The organism is Streptomyces sp. NPDC057963, assembly GCF_042887155.1.
Taxonomy (GTDB): domain Bacteria; phylum Actinomycetota; class Actinomycetes; order Streptomycetales; family Streptomycetaceae; genus Streptomyces.
On sequence record NZ_JBHVPX010000007.1, the window covers coordinates 35,325 to 50,440 of the forward strand.

At 71.7% G+C, this 15,116-nt stretch carries 12 protein-coding genes; 6 read left to right on the forward strand and 6 right to left on the reverse strand.

The genetic code is table 11. The features are described 5' to 3' along the window. Positions 1 to 3 precede the first annotated feature (3 nt). Positions 4 to 1,440 (reverse strand): ABC transporter substrate-binding protein, encoded by a 1,437-nt coding sequence (locus ACFVT1_RS17990; RefSeq protein WP_389796290.1) that lies wholly within the window; start codon positions 1,438 to 1,440, stop codon positions 4 to 6. A gap of 160 nt (positions 1,441 to 1,600) precedes the next feature. Here ACFVT1_RS17990 and ACFVT1_RS17995 point away from each other — a divergent pair, with 160 nt between their 5' ends. Continuing rightward, positions 1,601 to 3,028 (forward strand): FGGY-family carbohydrate kinase, encoded by a 1,428-nt coding sequence (locus ACFVT1_RS17995; RefSeq protein WP_389796291.1) that lies wholly within the window; start codon positions 1,601 to 1,603, stop codon positions 3,026 to 3,028. A gap of 207 nt (positions 3,029 to 3,235) precedes the next feature. After that, entirely contained in the window at positions 3,236 to 3,871 is a 636-nt protein-coding gene (locus tag ACFVT1_RS18000; RefSeq protein WP_389796294.1) for a histidine phosphatase family protein, read from the forward strand. 31 nt (positions 3,872 to 3,902) lie between these two features. On the opposite strand, the gene ACFVT1_RS18005 is transcribed toward ACFVT1_RS18000, so the two are convergent. Further along, on the reverse strand, positions 3,903 to 5,330 hold the full coding sequence (locus tag ACFVT1_RS18005; RefSeq protein ID WP_389796296.1) for an amino acid permease: 1,428 nt from the start codon (positions 5,328 to 5,330) through the stop codon (positions 3,903 to 3,905). A 415-nt stretch (positions 5,331 to 5,745) separates the two neighbouring features. Between ACFVT1_RS18005 and ACFVT1_RS18010 the strand changes: the two genes are divergently transcribed. Beyond that, on the forward strand, positions 5,746 to 6,342 hold the full coding sequence (locus ACFVT1_RS18010) for a biotin transporter BioY (protein WP_389796299.1): 597 nt from the start codon (positions 5,746 to 5,748) through the stop codon (positions 6,340 to 6,342). On the opposite strand, the gene ACFVT1_RS18015 is transcribed toward ACFVT1_RS18010, so the two are convergent. Both ACFVT1_RS18015 and ACFVT1_RS18020 read right to left on the reverse strand, forming a co-directional pair. Further along, a complete protein-coding gene (locus tag ACFVT1_RS18015; protein ID WP_389796301.1) occupies positions 6,323 to 7,636 on the reverse strand; it encodes an FAD-binding oxidoreductase in 1,314 nt (437 codons plus the stop codon). The two genes, ACFVT1_RS18010 and ACFVT1_RS18015, sit on opposite strands and share 20 nt — an antisense overlap. A 97-nt stretch (positions 7,637 to 7,733) precedes the next feature. Next, positions 7,734 to 9,182 (reverse strand): amino acid permease, encoded by a 1,449-nt coding sequence (locus ACFVT1_RS18020; protein ID WP_389796303.1) that lies wholly within the window; start codon positions 9,180 to 9,182, stop codon positions 7,734 to 7,736. Positions 9,183 to 9,450: 268 nt separating this feature from the next. On the opposite strand from ACFVT1_RS18020, the gene ACFVT1_RS18025 reads away from it, so the two are divergent. Then, positions 9,451 to 9,939 (forward strand): ribose-5-phosphate isomerase, encoded by a 489-nt coding sequence (locus ACFVT1_RS18025; protein WP_362193899.1) that lies wholly within the window; start codon positions 9,451 to 9,453, stop codon positions 9,937 to 9,939. A gap of 97 nt (positions 9,940 to 10,036) precedes the next feature. Continuing rightward, a complete protein-coding gene (locus ACFVT1_RS18030; RefSeq protein ID WP_389796308.1) occupies positions 10,037 to 10,846 on the forward strand; it encodes an Fpg/Nei family DNA glycosylase in 810 nt (269 codons plus the stop codon). 242 nt (positions 10,847 to 11,088) lie between these two features. On the opposite strand, the gene ACFVT1_RS18035 is transcribed toward ACFVT1_RS18030, so the two are convergent. After that, positions 11,089 to 12,321, reverse strand: coding sequence for a GNAT family N-acetyltransferase (locus ACFVT1_RS18035; RefSeq protein WP_389796310.1), 1,233 nt, complete (start codon positions 12,319 to 12,321; stop codon positions 11,089 to 11,091). A 104-nt stretch (positions 12,322 to 12,425) separates the two neighbouring features. Here ACFVT1_RS18035 and ACFVT1_RS18040 point away from each other — a divergent pair, with 104 nt between their 5' ends. After that, positions 12,426 to 13,571 (forward strand): PP2C family protein-serine/threonine phosphatase, encoded by a 1,146-nt coding sequence (locus ACFVT1_RS18040; protein ID WP_389796312.1) that lies wholly within the window; start codon positions 12,426 to 12,428, stop codon positions 13,569 to 13,571. 252 nt (positions 13,572 to 13,823) lie between these two features. Here ACFVT1_RS18040 and ACFVT1_RS18045 read toward each other — a convergent pair whose 3' ends face one another. Continuing rightward, positions 13,824 to 15,029: a cation:proton antiporter gene (locus ACFVT1_RS18045; RefSeq protein ID WP_389796314.1), complete on the reverse strand. Its 1,206-nt coding sequence runs from the start codon at positions 15,027 to 15,029 to the stop codon at positions 13,824 to 13,826. Between the last annotated feature and the right edge of the window lie 87 nt (positions 15,030 to 15,116).

Sequence of the window (15,116 nt, forward strand, 5' to 3'; positions counted from 1 at the left end):
CGGTCAGCCGACCTTCGACGCGAGATCGCCGGCCAGGGAGTTCAGCACGGACGAGGCGTTCTTGCCGCCGTAGATCTCCTGGAGCGCGGCGGCCCAGCTGGTCGTCGCGTCGAAGAACTGCTCCTGCGGGGTGAACTGGATCCTCGTCCGGTCGACGACCGCCTCGAACGTCTCCAGGAAACCGGGGACGGCGCGCATTTTGTCCTTGTACGCCGGGTCCTGGCCGACCGACTTCCGTACCGGGTCGATGTGGTGGTGCTCGACCGCGCCCTTGCGCAGATGCTCCTTGCCGGTCGCCCACTGGAGGAACAGCCAGGCCGCTGACTTGTTGCGGCTCCTGGCGTTCATGCCGAGCGACCAGATCCACATGTTCGTGGCGAGGGAGCCGCCGGGGCCCTTCGGGCCGGGGTGGAAGGCGATCTTCCCGGACGCGGGGGAGGCCCCCTCCACCGCCTGGAAGTAGGCGGCGGTGTCCGCGTCGAAGAGCATCCCCGCCTTCTGCGCGCCGAGGTCGCTGGAGCACTGGTACCAGGTGTACGAGGTCCAGGACGGCGGTCCGCCCTTCCTGACCATCTCCGCCCAGTCCCGGGTGAAGGCGATCGCCTCCGGGGAGTTCATCGCGGGCTTCAGGCTGCCGCCCTCGACCGTGAAGTCCTTCAGCCCGTTGCGGGCGTACATCGTCATGAAGCCCGGGTGGATCGTCGCCCAGCTGCGCGAGCCGCGCACCGCGACCCCGTACATCCCGTCGAAGCCCGCGCCCGGCGCCCGGCGGGTGAGGGCCCCGGCGACCTCGCGCAGTTCGTCGAAGGTCTCGGCGGGCTTCAGGCCGAGCTTCCTGAACACCTCGGTGTTGTACGCGACGACATTGGTCTCCCAGCCCCACGGCAGCGCGTACTGCCCGCCCTGCCCGAGCGGGGCACCCGCCTTCAGCGACCACCGGTCCGACGAGAGGAGGCTGGGGAAGAAGTCGTCCTGGTCCCATTCGGCCCCGGTCGCCGAGGAGTTGCGCATCCACGGGCCGAGGTCCTCCAGCCACCCCGGCGGGCCGTACTGCCACACCATGTACGCGCCGAGCATGAACACGTCGTAGGAGGCGCGTCCGCTGGAGAGGTCGACGGTGAGCTTGTCGAAGTAGTTGTCCTCGGGGAAGACGTCGTACTCGACCTCGATCCCGGTCTTCTCGGTGAACGCCTTCAGATCGGCGATCAGAGCGTCGGTGTACGGATGCTTGTTGAGCAGGGCCCTGACCGTCCTGCCCCCGGCCCGCTTCCAGTCGAAGGACCCGGTGATGTCGTCGGCGGCGGAGCCGCCGCCCTTGCCGCCGCCGGTCCCGCCGTCGCCGAAGCCGGTGCCGCAGCCGGTGAGCAGAGGGGCGGCGGATGCGGCCGCAGCCGCGCCGAGGGCGAGGAACCGTCGTCGGTCGTGCGCCTGCATGTCCATCCGTGACCTCCACGGTCCGGCCGGGGACGGGTTGCGGTGGGGCCCCTTCACACGATGAGCCGACTGGTTAACAGAGCTTGGAACAACGGAACTTGGCAGTCAATCCCTCGCGCAACGGAAATTCTCGGTGCAGAGTGAGAAGTTCACAGGGAGGGCCGATATGTGGATGGGCATCGATCTCGGTACGCAGAGCGTCCGTGCGGTGGTGGCAGGAGACCGGGGCGAGATTCTCGGCAGCGGCTGTGCCCCGCTCGTGGGCAGACGCGACGGCGTACGGCATGAGCAGCGGCCCCTCGACTGGTGGACGGCCGTGTGCGCGGCCAGCCGCCAGGCGCTGCGCGACTGCCCCGCCCCGCGTGCGCTGGCCGTGTGCGCCACCTCCGGCACCGTTCTGCTCGGCGACCGGGCGGGCCGGCCGCTGACCCCGGGGGTGATGTACGACGACGGGCGGGCGGCGGCCGAGGCGGCCAGGGCCCGGACACCGCCGAGCTGGGCGCTGCCCAAGGTGATGTGGCTGCTGCGGGAGTACGGGGGAGGGGCGGGCGGCGAGGTGCGGATCATGCATCAGGCCGATCTGGTCCTGGCGCGGCTCGCCGGGACTCCTCTGCCCACCGACTCCAGCCACGCCCTGAAGACCGGGTACGACCTGGAGCGGGACGCCTGGCCGTACCGGAGGTTCAACAGGCTGGGCCTGCCGGACGGGCTGTTCCCGGAGGTGGTGCGGCCCGGCAGCCGGATCGGTGAGGTGGGGCGGGCGGCGGCGGAGGAGACCGGGATTCCGGCGGGCACGCTCCTGGTGTCGGGGATGACGGACGGGTGCGCGGCGCAGATCGCGTCCGGCGGGCTCACCGTCGGCTCCTGGAATTCGGTGCTCGGCACGACGCTGGTGCTCAAGGGGGTCACCTCGTCGCCGGTCGAGGACCCGGCCGGGGTGGTCTACAACCACCGCGCCCCGGACGGCCGCCGACTGCCCGGCGGGGCCTCCGGGGTCGGCGGCGGGGCGCTGGCCGCGGCCTTCCCGGGCGCGGACCCGGCCCGCCTGGACGCCCTGGCCCGCGCGCACGAACCGGCGCGCGTGGTGGCGTACCCCCTCCCAGGGACGGGCGAGCGCTTCCCCTTCGTCGCGCCGGAGGCGACCGGCTTCCTGATCGGCGAGCCCGCCTCGGACGCCGAGCACTGGGCGGCCCTGCTGACCGGGGTGGGCCTGGTCGAACGGCTCTGCCTCGACTACCTCGACCTGCTCGGCGCTCAGCTGTACGGCCGGCTCACCTTTACCGGCGGCGCGGTCCGCAGCGGTTACTGGAGCCGGCTGCGCGCCGACATCCTGGGCCGGCCCGTGTGCATCCCGCAGTACAGCGAACCCGCGCTCGGCATGGCCGTCCTCGCCGCGTACGGGGCGCGGGCCACGACCACGCTGCAGGAGGCGGCGGGGCGCATGGTGCGGCTGCGGCATGTACTGCACCCGCATCCGGCGCGTACGGCGTGGTACGCCGAGCCGTACCTCACGCTGGTGGACGAACTGGAGCGACGCGGCTGGCTCCCCGGCCCGGTCGCCGCCCATGCCCGGACCCGGACCGAGGCGCAGTGACCGACCGCACGCGCGGACCGGCACCCCGGGCGCATCCGCGCCCGCACCCTGACCGGCACCAGCACCAGCACCAGCACCAGCACCAGCACCAGCCCCCGCACCAGCACCGGGAACCGTGACCGGCTGCCCGGACCAGGAACCGTGACCGCCTTGTCCCGCTTGTCCCGGACCGAGAACCGGGACCGCCCGTACCCGAACGGAGAAGCCATGCCCCAGAGTCCGCCCGCCGTCCTCCTGCTCGTCCGCCACGGTCAGAGCGTCTGGCATGCGGAGAACCGCTACGCCGGGGTCAGTGACATCGCCCTCACCGGCGAAGGGCGCCGCCAGGCCCGGCAGCTGGGCGAGTGGGCGGCCCGGCACCCGGTCGACGCGATCTGGACGTCGACGCTCACGCGTGCCGTCGAGACGGCGGAGCCGGCGTGCCGGGCGCTCGGGCTCGTCCCCCGGCGCGAAAACGACCTGCGCGAATGCGACTTCGGCGCGGTGGAGGGCCGCACGCTGGCGGAGTTCGTGGCCGAGCACCCGGAGCGGGCCCGGGAGTACCGGGCCGACCCGGTGGCCCACCCCTTCCCCGGGGCCGAGGACCCCCGGACGGCGGCGGCCCGGGGGGCGATGGCGCTGCGCCGGATCGCGGACGGGCACCCGGGGCAGCGGGTGCTCGTCGTCGCGCACAACACCCTGTTGCGGCTCGTGCTGTGCGAGCTGCTGTCGATTCCGCTGGGTGCCTACCGCAGGGTCTTTCCCCGGCTGCGGAACGGGGCGGTGAGCGAGGTGCGGATCGGGGCGGAGGGCGGTGCGCTGCTCTCCCTCAATGTGCCCTGCGCGCCGGACGCCGGCCCCTGACGTCCCCGACGGCCGAGGCCCGCCGCTGCCGTCAGCCCCTGACGTCCTGGACGGCCGCGGCCCGCCGCTGCCGTACGACACCGACGGCCGCCAGGACGACGGTCAGGGCGCCGGACGCCACCAGCTGGTCGCGGGTGCCGGGCTGGCGCAGCATCAGGACGAAGATGCCGAGCATCGCCAGGAGCGCCAGCACCGTCAGGACCGGGAAGAGCCACATCCGTACGACGAGCTTCTCCGGGGCCTCGCGCTCCAGCCGGTCGCGCAGGATCAGTTGGGAGAGGGCGATGAAGATCCAGACGATCAGGATCACCGCACCGATCATGTTGAGCAGCCACGGGAAGACGTCGTCGGGACGCCAGTAGCTGAGCAGCACGCACAGGAAGCCGAACACGGACGAGACCAGCACGGCCGTGCGCGGCACGCCCGAGGAGATCCTGCCGAGCCGCTTCGGGCCCTGGCCGCGGACGACCAGCGAGCAGGCCATGCGCGAGGCGCCGTAGATGTTGGCGTTCATCGCGGAGAGCAGGGCGACCAGGATGACCACGTTCATGATCTCCGCGGCGCCGCTGATGCCGAGGTGGTTCAGGGCCGCGTAGAACGGGCCGACCTTCACGACCGCCGGGTCGTCCCACGGGACCAGCGTGACGACGACGGCCATCGAGCCGACGTAGAAGAGCGCGATCCGCCACATCGCCGTCCGCACGGCCTTGGCGACACCCCGCACCGGGTTCTCGGACTCGGCCGCCGCGATGGTGACGGTCTCCAGACCGCCGTACGCGAAGACGGAGGCGAGCAGCCCGATCACCAGGCCCTCGGCACCGTTCGGCATGAAGCCGCCCTCGCCCTTGAGGTTGGCGGCGCCGGGGGCGTCCGTGCCGGGCAGCACACCGAGGATCGCCAGTACCCCCAGGACCAGGAAGAGCGTGATCGCCACGACCTTGAGGGTGGCGAACCAGAACTCGAACTCGCCGAACTTCTTCACCGAGGCCAGGTTCGTGCCCAGGAAGACCACCATGAACAGGGCGACCCAGGCCCACTCCGGCGTACCGGGCAGCCAGCCGGTGACGATCTTCGCGGCGCCGATGCCCTCCAGGCCGACGGCGACGCAGAGCAGCACCCAGAACGCCCAGCCCACGGTGAAGCCCGCCCATGGCCCGATCGCCCGTTCCGCGTGGACGGAGAAGGAGCCGGAGGCCGGATTCGCGGCCGACATCTCACCCAGCATCCGCATCACGAGCATGACCAGCAGCCCGGAGACGGCGTACGCGATGATGATCGACGGGCCCGCGGCGGCGATGCCCGCACCCGAGCCGACGAAGAGCCCGGCGCCGATGACGCCGCCGAGGGCGATCATCGACAGATGGCGCTGCTTGAGTCCGTGGGTGAGCGCCGAGTCGGTCCCGGCATCGGAGACGGCGGCTGGGGAGCCGGTGGGGGGAGACGCGGAATTCCGGGACATGGACGAGCTCTGTTCGGTAGGAGGCACGAGGGGACGTGGGGGGACGTGCGCGGACAGTCTGAACACGCGCTCCGTCCACAGGGAATCGCTGTCCGCTATACGGGCACGACGCTCACACACGGTGCACACCCGGGCACGGGGCGAGGGGCGGGGTGATCGCCGCTCGGTCTCCGGGCGGATTTGGTGAGAACCTACAGTCTCTCCCGGTAGCTCCTCCCGGCAAAATGTGACCCATTCCGCCCCCACCTCAGTGACGAGCATCACGCCGTCGCGTGATTGCGTGGACCTCTTTGTGTGAACCCCACCAAGGCCTCAACCGCCGCTTTGTGGGCCACTGATGGTGATCGAGCGTTAACCCGTGGGCTAACGTCAGCCTCAGTCCGTCCCCCACCTGCCCTCACCCCGCGGAGTCCCGATGACCACTGCTGCCGCCGTCCCTGCCCGCACCGGAGCGGTCCTCGCCGACCTGCTGCCCGCCGCCAGGCACCGTTACGCCGTCGACACGGCCCTGGTCCTCGGCGGTGCCGCACTCACCGGCATCGCCGCTCAGATCGCCGTCCCGGTGCCCGGCTCCCCGGTCCCGGTCACCGGTCAGACCTTCGCCGCGCTCCTCGTCGGCACGGCGCTCGGCGCCCGTCGCGGCTTCCTCTCCCTCGCCGTGTACGCGCTCGTCGGCATGGCGGGCATGCCGTGGTTCGCGGACGGCAGCTCCGGTGCGGGCGGCGCCTCGTTCGGCTATGTCCTCGGCATGCTGCTCGCCGCCACCGTGGTCGGCGGCCTCGCCCGCCGCGGCGGCGACCGCTCCGTGCTGCGCACCGCGGGCACGATGGCGCTGGGCTCCGCGGTCACCTACGCGGTCGGTGTCCCGTACCTGGCGCTGTCCACCGGCATGTCGGCGAGCGCCGCGATCGCGGCCGGGATGGTGCCGTTCCTGCTCGGTGACGCGCTGAAGGCGGCCCTGGCGATGGGCGCGCTGCCCGCGGCCTGGAAGCTCATCGGCCGCCGCGGCTGATGCCGTAACTCCCTCCGAAGAGGCTCGCCGGGTCGTGACGCGACACCAGACCGGCGAGCCTCTGGTGTGTCCGGGCGTCGTGGAAGCCCTCGGTACGGTCGCCGCCGCCGAAGGAGAAGTTCAGCGAACGGCCCAGGGCGAGCGGGGCGAGCAGGCCGGTCACCTCCGCGTACAGGGCCCGGACCGACGCCACGTCCGTACCGTCGAGCGGTGACAGCAGCCGCAGCAGGAACCCGGCGTCGCGGTACGGCACCGCGTTGTCGACGGCGGGCCGCACGGCCAGCGCGCCGCCCAGGTGGTTGAGCTGGACCACGGTCATCATCGGGGCCCTCGGCCCGGTCAGCTCCAGCACGCGCGCGGCGCGCTCCGCGTCCAGATCACCGAGCACCACGCTGTCCCCGTAGTAGGCGTGCGGGAACGGCGGGTCGTTGTGGACGGTGTGGCTCTCGGCGTACGGCATCTCCCGCAGCGAGTCCGCGAGCGCGGGCCCGATCGCCCGCAGCGGCGCGACCAGCCGCTCGCCCTCGGCCGTGCTGCCGGTGTACGCGACCCGCACCGAGAGCACGTACCGGCCGCGCATCGGCTGCGGCAGTTGCGGGACGTCGGGGTAGCGCAGCGCGGACAGCGAGGACGTCAGCGTGTCGGGGACGGTCCGGGTCCACTCCAGATAGCGGCGGATCACGTGGCCGCCGCCGTTGCGGGTGCCGCCGTCGAAGGCGACCGAGCCGCCGTACAGCCGCCCGGCCCGGACCAGGCCGATCTCCATGCCGGTCACGACGCCGAGCCGGTGCCCGCCGCCGCGCAGCCCCCAGAAGAGCTCGGGCTCGCTGTCGGGGGAGACATGGCGCGGTGTGCCGTCGGCGGTCACCACGTCGAGCGCGCGCACGTGGTCGGCGGCGTAGCCGAACTCCCTGGCCAGGAGGGAGAGCCCGCCGCCGAGGGTGTAGGAGACGGCGCCGACGCCCGGGGAGGAGCCGTTCAGCGGGGCGAGCCCGTGCGGCGCGGCCGCCTCGATCACCCGCCCCCAGGTGGCGCCCGCGCCGATCCGAACGGTGCGGCGCACCGGGTCCACCTCGACGGAGTCCATGCGGCGGGTGCTGATCAGCACCCCGCCCGCGATGGCCCCGGGCAGCCCGTGACCGGTGGCGTGGACCCGGACGGGGAGGCCGCGCCCGGCGGCGTCGGCCACGGCGGCCCGTACGTCATCGGCACGGGCGGCTTCGACGACGAGGTCGGGGCGGACGGCGAAGCCGGTCTGGAAGCCGGCGGGGACACGGGCAGGGGCGGATGTCATGAGGAAGCTCTCCGATCGATCGCTCGGTGGCGTTGCGACGGAGAGCCTCCCCGGTAAACCTGACATCCGCCGTCAGGTATCGGCGGGACCGGTGGCCTCAGGCACGGACCTTCCGCTGCCGCACCTCACGCACCAGCGAGATCGCCACCACCACCGCCGCCACGAGCAGCGAGAGCAGCACCTGCTGTCGCCCGCCGTCGTCGGTCAGCATGTAGACGAGAACGAACGAGATCATCGCGATGGTCGCCCAGGTCAGGTACGGGAAGAGCCACATCCGTACGACCAGCTTCTCCGGCGACTCGCGCAGGATCATGCCGCGCATCCGCAGCTGGGTGAAGCAGATGACCAGCCAGACGAACAGGGCGACCGCGCCGGAGGAGTTCAGCAGGAACTGGAAGACGGTGTCGGGCCACTGGTAGTTGAAGAACACGGCGACGAAGCCGAACACGACGGACGACAGGATGGCGGCCTGCGGTACGCCCCGCTTGTTGACCCGGGCGAACGCCTTCGGCGCGTCCCCGCGGCCGCCGAGCGAGAAGGCCATCCGCGAGGCGGTGTAGAGGCCGGAGTTGAGGCAGGACAGCACGGCGGTGAGGACGATGACGTTCATCACCTGTCCGGCGTGCGGAATGCCGATGGAGTTGAGGGCGGCGACGTAGCTGCCGTCCTTCACGATCGACGCGTCGTTCCACGGCAGCAGGGTGAGCACGATGAAGATCGAGCCCAGGTAGAAGACGGCGATCCGCCAGATCACGCTGTTGGTGGCCTTCTGGACGGCGCGCTGCGGGTTCTCGGACTCGCCGGCCGCCAGCGTGACGATCTCGCTGCCCATGAAGGAGAAGACGACCATCAGCACACCGGTGAGGATGGCGCCGGGCCCCTTGGGGAAGAACCCGCCGGTGTCGGTGAGATGCGCGAGTCCCGCGCCCGGGTTGTCCGAGCCGGGCAGCACCCCGAAGACGGCGAGCAGCCCGATGACCACGAACGCGCCGATCGCCACGACCTTGATCCCGGCGAACCAGAACTCGAACTCGCCGTACGACCCGACCGAGACCAGGTTCGTCGCGGTGAGCACCACCATCACGATCAGCGCCCATGCCCATTGCGGGACACCCGGCACCCAGCCCTCCAGGATCTTGGCACCCGCGGTGGCCTCGACGGCGAGCACCACGACCCAGAAGAACCAGTACAGCCAGCCGATCGAGAAACCGGCCCAGCGGCCCAGCGCCTGGTCGGCGTAGGCGGAGAAGGAGCCCGAGCTGGGGCGGGCGGCGGCCATCTCGCCGAGCATCCGCATCACGAAGACGACCATCAGGCCGACGAGGGCGTACGACAACAGGATGGCCGGCCCCGCGGCGGCGATGCCGGCGCCGGAGCCCACGAAGAGGCCCGCCCCGATCACACCGCCGATGGCGATCATCGAGAGGTGGCGGTTCTTCAGGCCCGCCTGGAGTCCGTCGGAGGAATCCGGTGCGTCCGGCCCGTTCGACCGGTCCGGCTTGCCCGGCTGTCGGCCCGGCCCGGCCAGAGTCGTCTGCGACGTCATGGATCGACTCCTTACGTTTTCGGATCACGCGATGCGTGTCCGGCCGCCGAAGTGGGGTGCGGCAGCGAGTGATGCATTGAAACGCGCCGGACCGCAAAAGCGGAACCCCTTCTTCCGGATCGTTGACCGGATCGTTGCAGGAGTGGCGTCGGCCACACAGGTCGCGCACAGGAGGGTCATACGCGGCCACGTCGGCCGGAGCGGACCGGCCGGAGCGTCCCGACCCCGATGACGGCTACCCGGCGACGCTCGTGCCACACTCGGATACATGCGCGTGTACCTCGGCTCGGACCATGCCGGCTATGAACTCAAGAACCACCTCGTCGAGTGGCTCACGGCCCAGGGCCACGAGGCCGTCGACTGCGGCCCCCACATCTACGACGCCCAGGACGACTACCCGCCGTTCTGCCTGCGTGCCGCCGAGAAGACGGCCGCGGACCCGGACAGCCTCGGCATCGTGATCGGCGGCTCCGGCAACGGCGAGCAGATCGCCGCCAACAAGGTCAAGGGCGTGCGTGCCGCGCTCGCCTGGAGCGAGCAGACCGCCGCGCTGGGCCGCGAGCACAACGACGCCAACGTGGTCGCCATCGGCGGCCGGATGCACTCGGTGGAGGAGTCCACCAAGTTCGTCGAGATCTTCCTCGCCACCCCGTACTCGGGCGAGGAGCGCCACACCCGCCGGATCGAGATGCTGACGGCGTACGAGACGACCGGCGAGCTCCCCCCGATCCCGGCCCACCACCCGCAGCAGGGCTGACCGCCCTCCGCCCCTGTGCCGCCGGTGCGCCCGGCGGCACAGCCGTTTCCCACGCCGTCACGTCATCGCCGTCACGTCACCGAGGAGAGCCGCCGCCGTGCCCGAGGGACACACGATCCACCGCCTCGCGGCGGACCACCGGGACCGGTTCGCCGGGCGGCCGGTGCGGGTGAGCAGCCCGCAGGGCAAGTTCTCCGGCAGCGCCGGGCTGCTCGACGGCCGGACGTTCACCGGCGTCGACGCCCACGGCAAGCACCTCTTCCTCGGTTTCGAGGACGCCGGCTGGGTCCACATCCACCTGGGCCTCTTCGGCAAGCTGGGCTTCGGTACGGCCCCGGCCCCGCCGCCCACCGACACGGTCCGGCTGCGCCTGGTGAACGAGGACCACCACGCGGACCTGCGCGGCCCCACCACGTGCGCGCTGATCACCGATCCCGAGAAGCGCGCGATACACGACCGCCTCGGCCCGGACCCGCTGCGCACCGACGAGGACGGCGAGCGGGCGTGGCGGCGGATCTCCCGCAGCCGTATCACCGTCGCGGCCCTGCTGATGGACCAGAAGGTCATCGCGGGGGTCGGCAACGTCTACCGCGCGGAGGTGCTGTTCCGGCACGGGATTGACCCGTACCGCCTCGGCAAGGACCTCGCACGTGCGGAGTGGGACGCGATCTGGGCCGATCTGACCGTGCTGATGCGCGAGGGCGTGAGGAACAACCGGATCGACACGGTCCGGCCCGAGCACCTGCCGGAGGCGATGGGGCGCCCGCCGCGGGTCGACGACCACGGCGGCGAGGTGTACGTGTACCGCAGGGCCCGGCAGGCCTGCCACATCTGCGGCGGCGAGATCAGCACCGCCGATCTCGCGGCCCGCAACCTCTTCTGGTGCCCGGGGTGCCAGCACGCCTGAGGGCTGCCCCGCCGTCCCCGGCCACCGGACGGGCTCGGTACCCGCCCAGAGCCACGCCCAGAGCCACGCCCAGGCCCAGGCCCTGGGCTCGTGGCGCTGCGTGCCCGGCCCGTTCCGGCCCGTCCGGTGGTCGAGGACGACGCGGCCGGCCGGGGCCCGTGCGGGCTCGACCGCCGCGCCCGGCGAAGACCGGCCCGTCCGGCGTCCGAGGACAGCGCCGCCGCCGGACGGTCGTGGAACTCTCAGAACCCCCGGGGCAGCCACGGTGCCGCGTCCGAGGAGAACGCCAGCGACGCCTCCGCCAGCGCACCCGCCCGCAGCTCTCGCACCCGGCCGGCCAGGGCCAACGCGCTCAGGGACTCACCGCCCAGATACGCCGAGCCCAACTCCCGTACCGACAGCGCGAGATCGGCCGCGTCGTCGGTGCGCCGGCAGGTCGCGGCACCCTTCGCGTCACCCGTGAGCCGCCAACGCCCCGCGTTCCAGGGGCAGAACGCGTCCTCGACCTCGAACACCACATCCACCGGCGCCCGGTACGTCCGCGCCTCCAGCGCCGCCCCCAGCTCCACCAGCCGTACATGGAGCGCGTCCCGGACCCGGATGTTGCACCGCCGCACGTCCGACACCAGGTGCAGCACCGCGTCGTCGACCGGCCGGTTCCTCGCCTCGATCGTCGACGTCAGGTCGACCTCGAAGACGAACCGCCACAGCGCCGCGTACGCCGCCGGGTCCAGCGCGGCGAGATCGTTCACCGTGACCGTGCCCTTGGGGCCGGACAGCTCCCAGTCCGGCTTGATGTGATACGTCACATAGCCGACGGTCTCCCCGTCCCGCTCCGCCAGCACGCACTGCTGCGCCGAACTGCCCTGACGGGAACTCACCGGGTCGACCATGGGCTTCCGTTCCCAGCCGGGCCCATGGGCCGGGGTGCCGGGGTGGGTGGTCACCAACTGCTCGTAGACGCCCTCGCACGCGGCCATCGCCTCGTCCGGCTTCGCGTGGCGCAGCCGCACCTCGTCCGTGCCCTCCGGCACCGTCAGCCGCACCCGGTCCGTGTCGATCGTCAGGGACATCTGCCGCGAGGCCGTGCCGTATCCGAACCGGCCGTAGATCACCGGCTCCGAGGCCGTCAGGACGGCGATCGGCTCGCCCAGCGCCCGGACGTCGTCGAGCTGCCGGCGCATCATCGAGGTCAGCAGTCCGCGCCTGCGGTGGGTGGCTGCGACACTCACCATCGTGACCCCGGCGGCGGGCACCAGCGCCCCGCCCGGCACGGCGACCCGGAAGCTGAACGCCCCGGCCGTGGCCACCACATCGGGGCCGTCCCAGATCCCGATCGACCTCTCGTGCTCGGTCAGCTGCTCGTCCAGCTCGCGCTGCTCCGGAGGCTCCGCGACACCGCCGAACGCCAGCTCCAGACACTCGAACCATTCGTTCCATTCGGACGGTCGCAACACACGAAGCTCTGTAGTCATGAGCCATCCCTATCAGGGGCGCGGCGGCCGGTCGACCCGATTTCGAACGCATTGTCACGGGGTCCCCCTGCACCGGAGGCCGTCGGGTGGATAAGGTCCCCGCAATGGCCCGACGCGCAGGAGCAGACTCGTACCCGGCCCGATTGCGGAAATCGGCGCACCGGGCGCGCATCGCGCTGCGCAAGTCCGGCGTCGACTACTTCCGCGGCGACGGATCGGACTGGATCGCGCTGGTCGGTCTGCTGCTCACCATTCCGGCCATCACCTGCGCCACCCTGCTCACCCCGATGTGGTGCTCACCGGCCGCGCTCGTCCTGCCGATCGTCGCGGGCGGCCTGCTGTTGCGGCCCGCGAGCCTGCTGGGGCTGTACGCGGCCGCCGCCACCGCCCTGATCGTGGAGTCGCTCGGACTCGGCCCGTACCAGGACGGCCCGGCCCGGGTGACGCCCGGCGTCGTCCTGGTGGTCGCGGCCTGCGGCTTCTTCGGGCTGGTCCTCGCCCAGTTCCGGGCCAGGGTCGGTGTGCCGTGGCGGCGCGGCGGCACCATGCTCTTCGACCTGCGCGAACGCATCAGGGTGCAGAGCGCCCTGCCGCGGCTGCCGCAGGGCTGGCACCGCGAGATGGCGCTGCGCCCGGCGGGCGGGCAGTCCTTCTCGGGCGACTTCGTCGTCGCGGCCCGTACCAACGGCGGGCGGACCCTGGAGGCCGTGCTCACCGATGTCTCCGGCAAGGGCATGGACGCGGGCTCCCGCGCCCTGCTGCTGTCCGGTGCCTTCGGCGGCCTCCTCGGCTCGCTGCCCCCGCACGGCTTCCTCCCGGCGGCCAACGGCTATCTGCTGCGGCAGGACTGGGACGAGGGTTTCGCCACCTCGATCCATCTGGTCCTGGACCTCGAATCGGGCGACTACGAACTCCTCTCGGCGGGTCACCCGCCGGCCCTGCAACTCCACTCGGGCAGCGGTCTGTGGGAGGAGAAGGCCGCGGAGGGCCCGCTGCTCGGGGTGTACGACGGGGCGGAGTTCGACGCGGTGAAGGGCTCGCTGGCCCCCGGCGACGTGCTGATGCTGTTCACGGACGGTCTGGTGGAGGCGTCCGACCGCGATATCGCGGAGGGCATCGACCGGCTGACCGGCGAGGCCGACCGCTATGTCGTCACCGGTTTCGAGGGTGCGGCCTGGCATCTGATCGAGGCATGCGCCAAGGACGTCAACGACGACCGGGCGCTGCTGCTGTTGTCGCGTACATCCTGAACCGCCCGCACCCGGCTCGGACATCCTGGACCGCACGCACCCGGCTCGTACATCCTGGACCGCCCGCACCCGGCTCGGGCCTTCTGAACCGTACGCAATCGGCTCCGACATTCTGAACCGTACGCAAACGGATCGAACCGGGCGTACGTCAACGGGGAGCGGTCCATCACCGGATCGTGGGTCATCGGCCTGCCGGGGTGCGAGGGCTCACGCGCCGCTCCGCCCCCGTACCCCGGCAGGCCGGCCGACGGCTCAGGCCGGGACCGAGACCTGTCCGGCGCCGCTGCTGCTGCCGCCGCGGTCGCCGTCCTCGCCCCGGTCCCGCCCGCCGGGCAGGATGCGGGCCAGCCAGTGGGATCTCCCGGCGGCCAGTGGTGCGAGGACCGCGAGGACGAGTACATAGCCCGCGATGAACGGGGAGAGCCGTTCGTCCAGCCCCGCGGCCGCCGCCATCGTGGCGAGGATCAGGGCGAACTCGCCGCGGGCCACCAGCGTGGTGGAGATGTTCGCCGTGGCCCGCGGGCCGAACGCGTACACCTTGGCGGCGGCGAGCCCGGCGAGGACGTTCATCGCGAGGGTCACCGCGACGGCGGCCAGCACCGGCCACAGCACGGTCGGCAGATCGCCCGGGTCGATGGAGAGGCCGAAGGCGAAGAAGAAGATCGCCCCGAAGGCGTCCCGCAGCGGGTGGACCAGTTTGAGGATGCGTTCGCCGGACGACGTGCTGCCGAGCATCAGGCCGACCATGAAGGCGCCGATCGCGTCCGCGACCCCGAACCACTCCGAGACCCCCGCCACGAAGACCGCGGCGCCGAGGAAGGAGATGACGAGGAGTTCGTCGTCGCGGGTGTTGATCAGCTTGCCGATGGCCCTGGTCCCGAACCGGGCTATCAGGGCGAGCAGCAGCAGGAACCCGAAGGCCTTTCCGCCGTCGACCGCCGCGGCGGAGAGGCTGTCGGCGCCCGACAGGATCGGCTGGAGGGCGGCCAGGTAGAGGGCGAGGAACACGTCCTCGACGACGATGATGCCGAGGATCGGCTTGGTCTCCGGATTGCCGATCCGGCCCAGGTCGACCAGGACCTTGGTGACGATGGCCGACGACGAGATGCCCAGCACACCGGCGAGGACCAGCGCTTCGGACGTGCCCCAGCCCAGCGCGAAGCCGAAGCCGAGCCCGGCACCGACGTTCAGGGCGAGATAGGCGCCACCGGCGAGGGCCATCTTGCGGCCGCCGGCCTTGAGGTCGTCGAGATGGAATTCGAGGCCGAGGTAGAAGAGCAGCAGCACCAGGCCGAGTGCGGAGAGCATCTCCAGCTCGTGCGGGTCGGCGACGAGCACGATGCCGGGCGTGTGCGGGCCGAGCAGGATTCCGGCCAGGATGAACAGGGGGATGGTCGGCAGTCCGATGCGGCTGCCGACGCGGGCGAGTACGGCGGCGGCGAGAAAGGCGCCGCCCATGGCGATGAGCGTGTCTGTGTGTCCGATGAGCCTGATCCTTCAGTCGGTCAAGAGCGCGTCAAGAAATCGTCAGTAATTAGTTTACCG

What these genes read in the sequence shown, in the direction of transcription:
- ACFVT1_RS17990 (WP_389796290.1), bottom strand. Translation starts at nt 1,440, where the DNA reads ATGGACATGCAGGCGCACGACCGACGACGGTTCCTCGCCCTCGGCGCG.
- ACFVT1_RS17995 (WP_389796291.1), top strand. Translation starts at nt 1,601, where the DNA reads ATGTGGATGGGCATCGATCTCGGTACGCAGAGCGTCCGTGCGGTGGTG.
- ACFVT1_RS18000 (WP_389796294.1), top strand. Translation starts at nt 3,236, where the DNA reads ATGCCCCAGAGTCCGCCCGCCGTCCTCCTGCTCGTCCGCCACGGTCAG.
- ACFVT1_RS18005 (WP_389796296.1), bottom strand. Translation starts at nt 5,330, where the DNA reads ATGTCCCGGAATTCCGCGTCTCCCCCCACCGGCTCCCCAGCCGCCGTC.
- ACFVT1_RS18010 (WP_389796299.1), top strand. Translation starts at nt 5,746, where the DNA reads ATGACCACTGCTGCCGCCGTCCCTGCCCGCACCGGAGCGGTCCTCGCC.
- ACFVT1_RS18015 (WP_389796301.1), bottom strand. Translation starts at nt 7,636, where the DNA reads ATGACATCCGCCCCTGCCCGTGTCCCCGCCGGCTTCCAGACCGGCTTC.
- ACFVT1_RS18020 (WP_389796303.1), bottom strand. Translation starts at nt 9,182, where the DNA reads ATGACGTCGCAGACGACTCTGGCCGGGCCGGGCCGACAGCCGGGCAAG.
- ACFVT1_RS18025 (WP_362193899.1), top strand. Translation starts at nt 9,451, where the DNA reads ATGCGCGTGTACCTCGGCTCGGACCATGCCGGCTATGAACTCAAGAAC.
- ACFVT1_RS18035 (WP_389796310.1), bottom strand. Translation starts at nt 12,321, where the DNA reads ATGACTACAGAGCTTCGTGTGTTGCGACCGTCCGAATGGAACGAATGG.
- ACFVT1_RS18040 (WP_389796312.1), top strand. Translation starts at nt 12,426, where the DNA reads ATGGCCCGACGCGCAGGAGCAGACTCGTACCCGGCCCGATTGCGGAAA.
- ACFVT1_RS18045 (WP_389796314.1), bottom strand. Translation starts at nt 15,029, where the DNA reads ATGGGCGGCGCCTTTCTCGCCGCCGCCGTACTCGCCCGCGTCGGCAGC.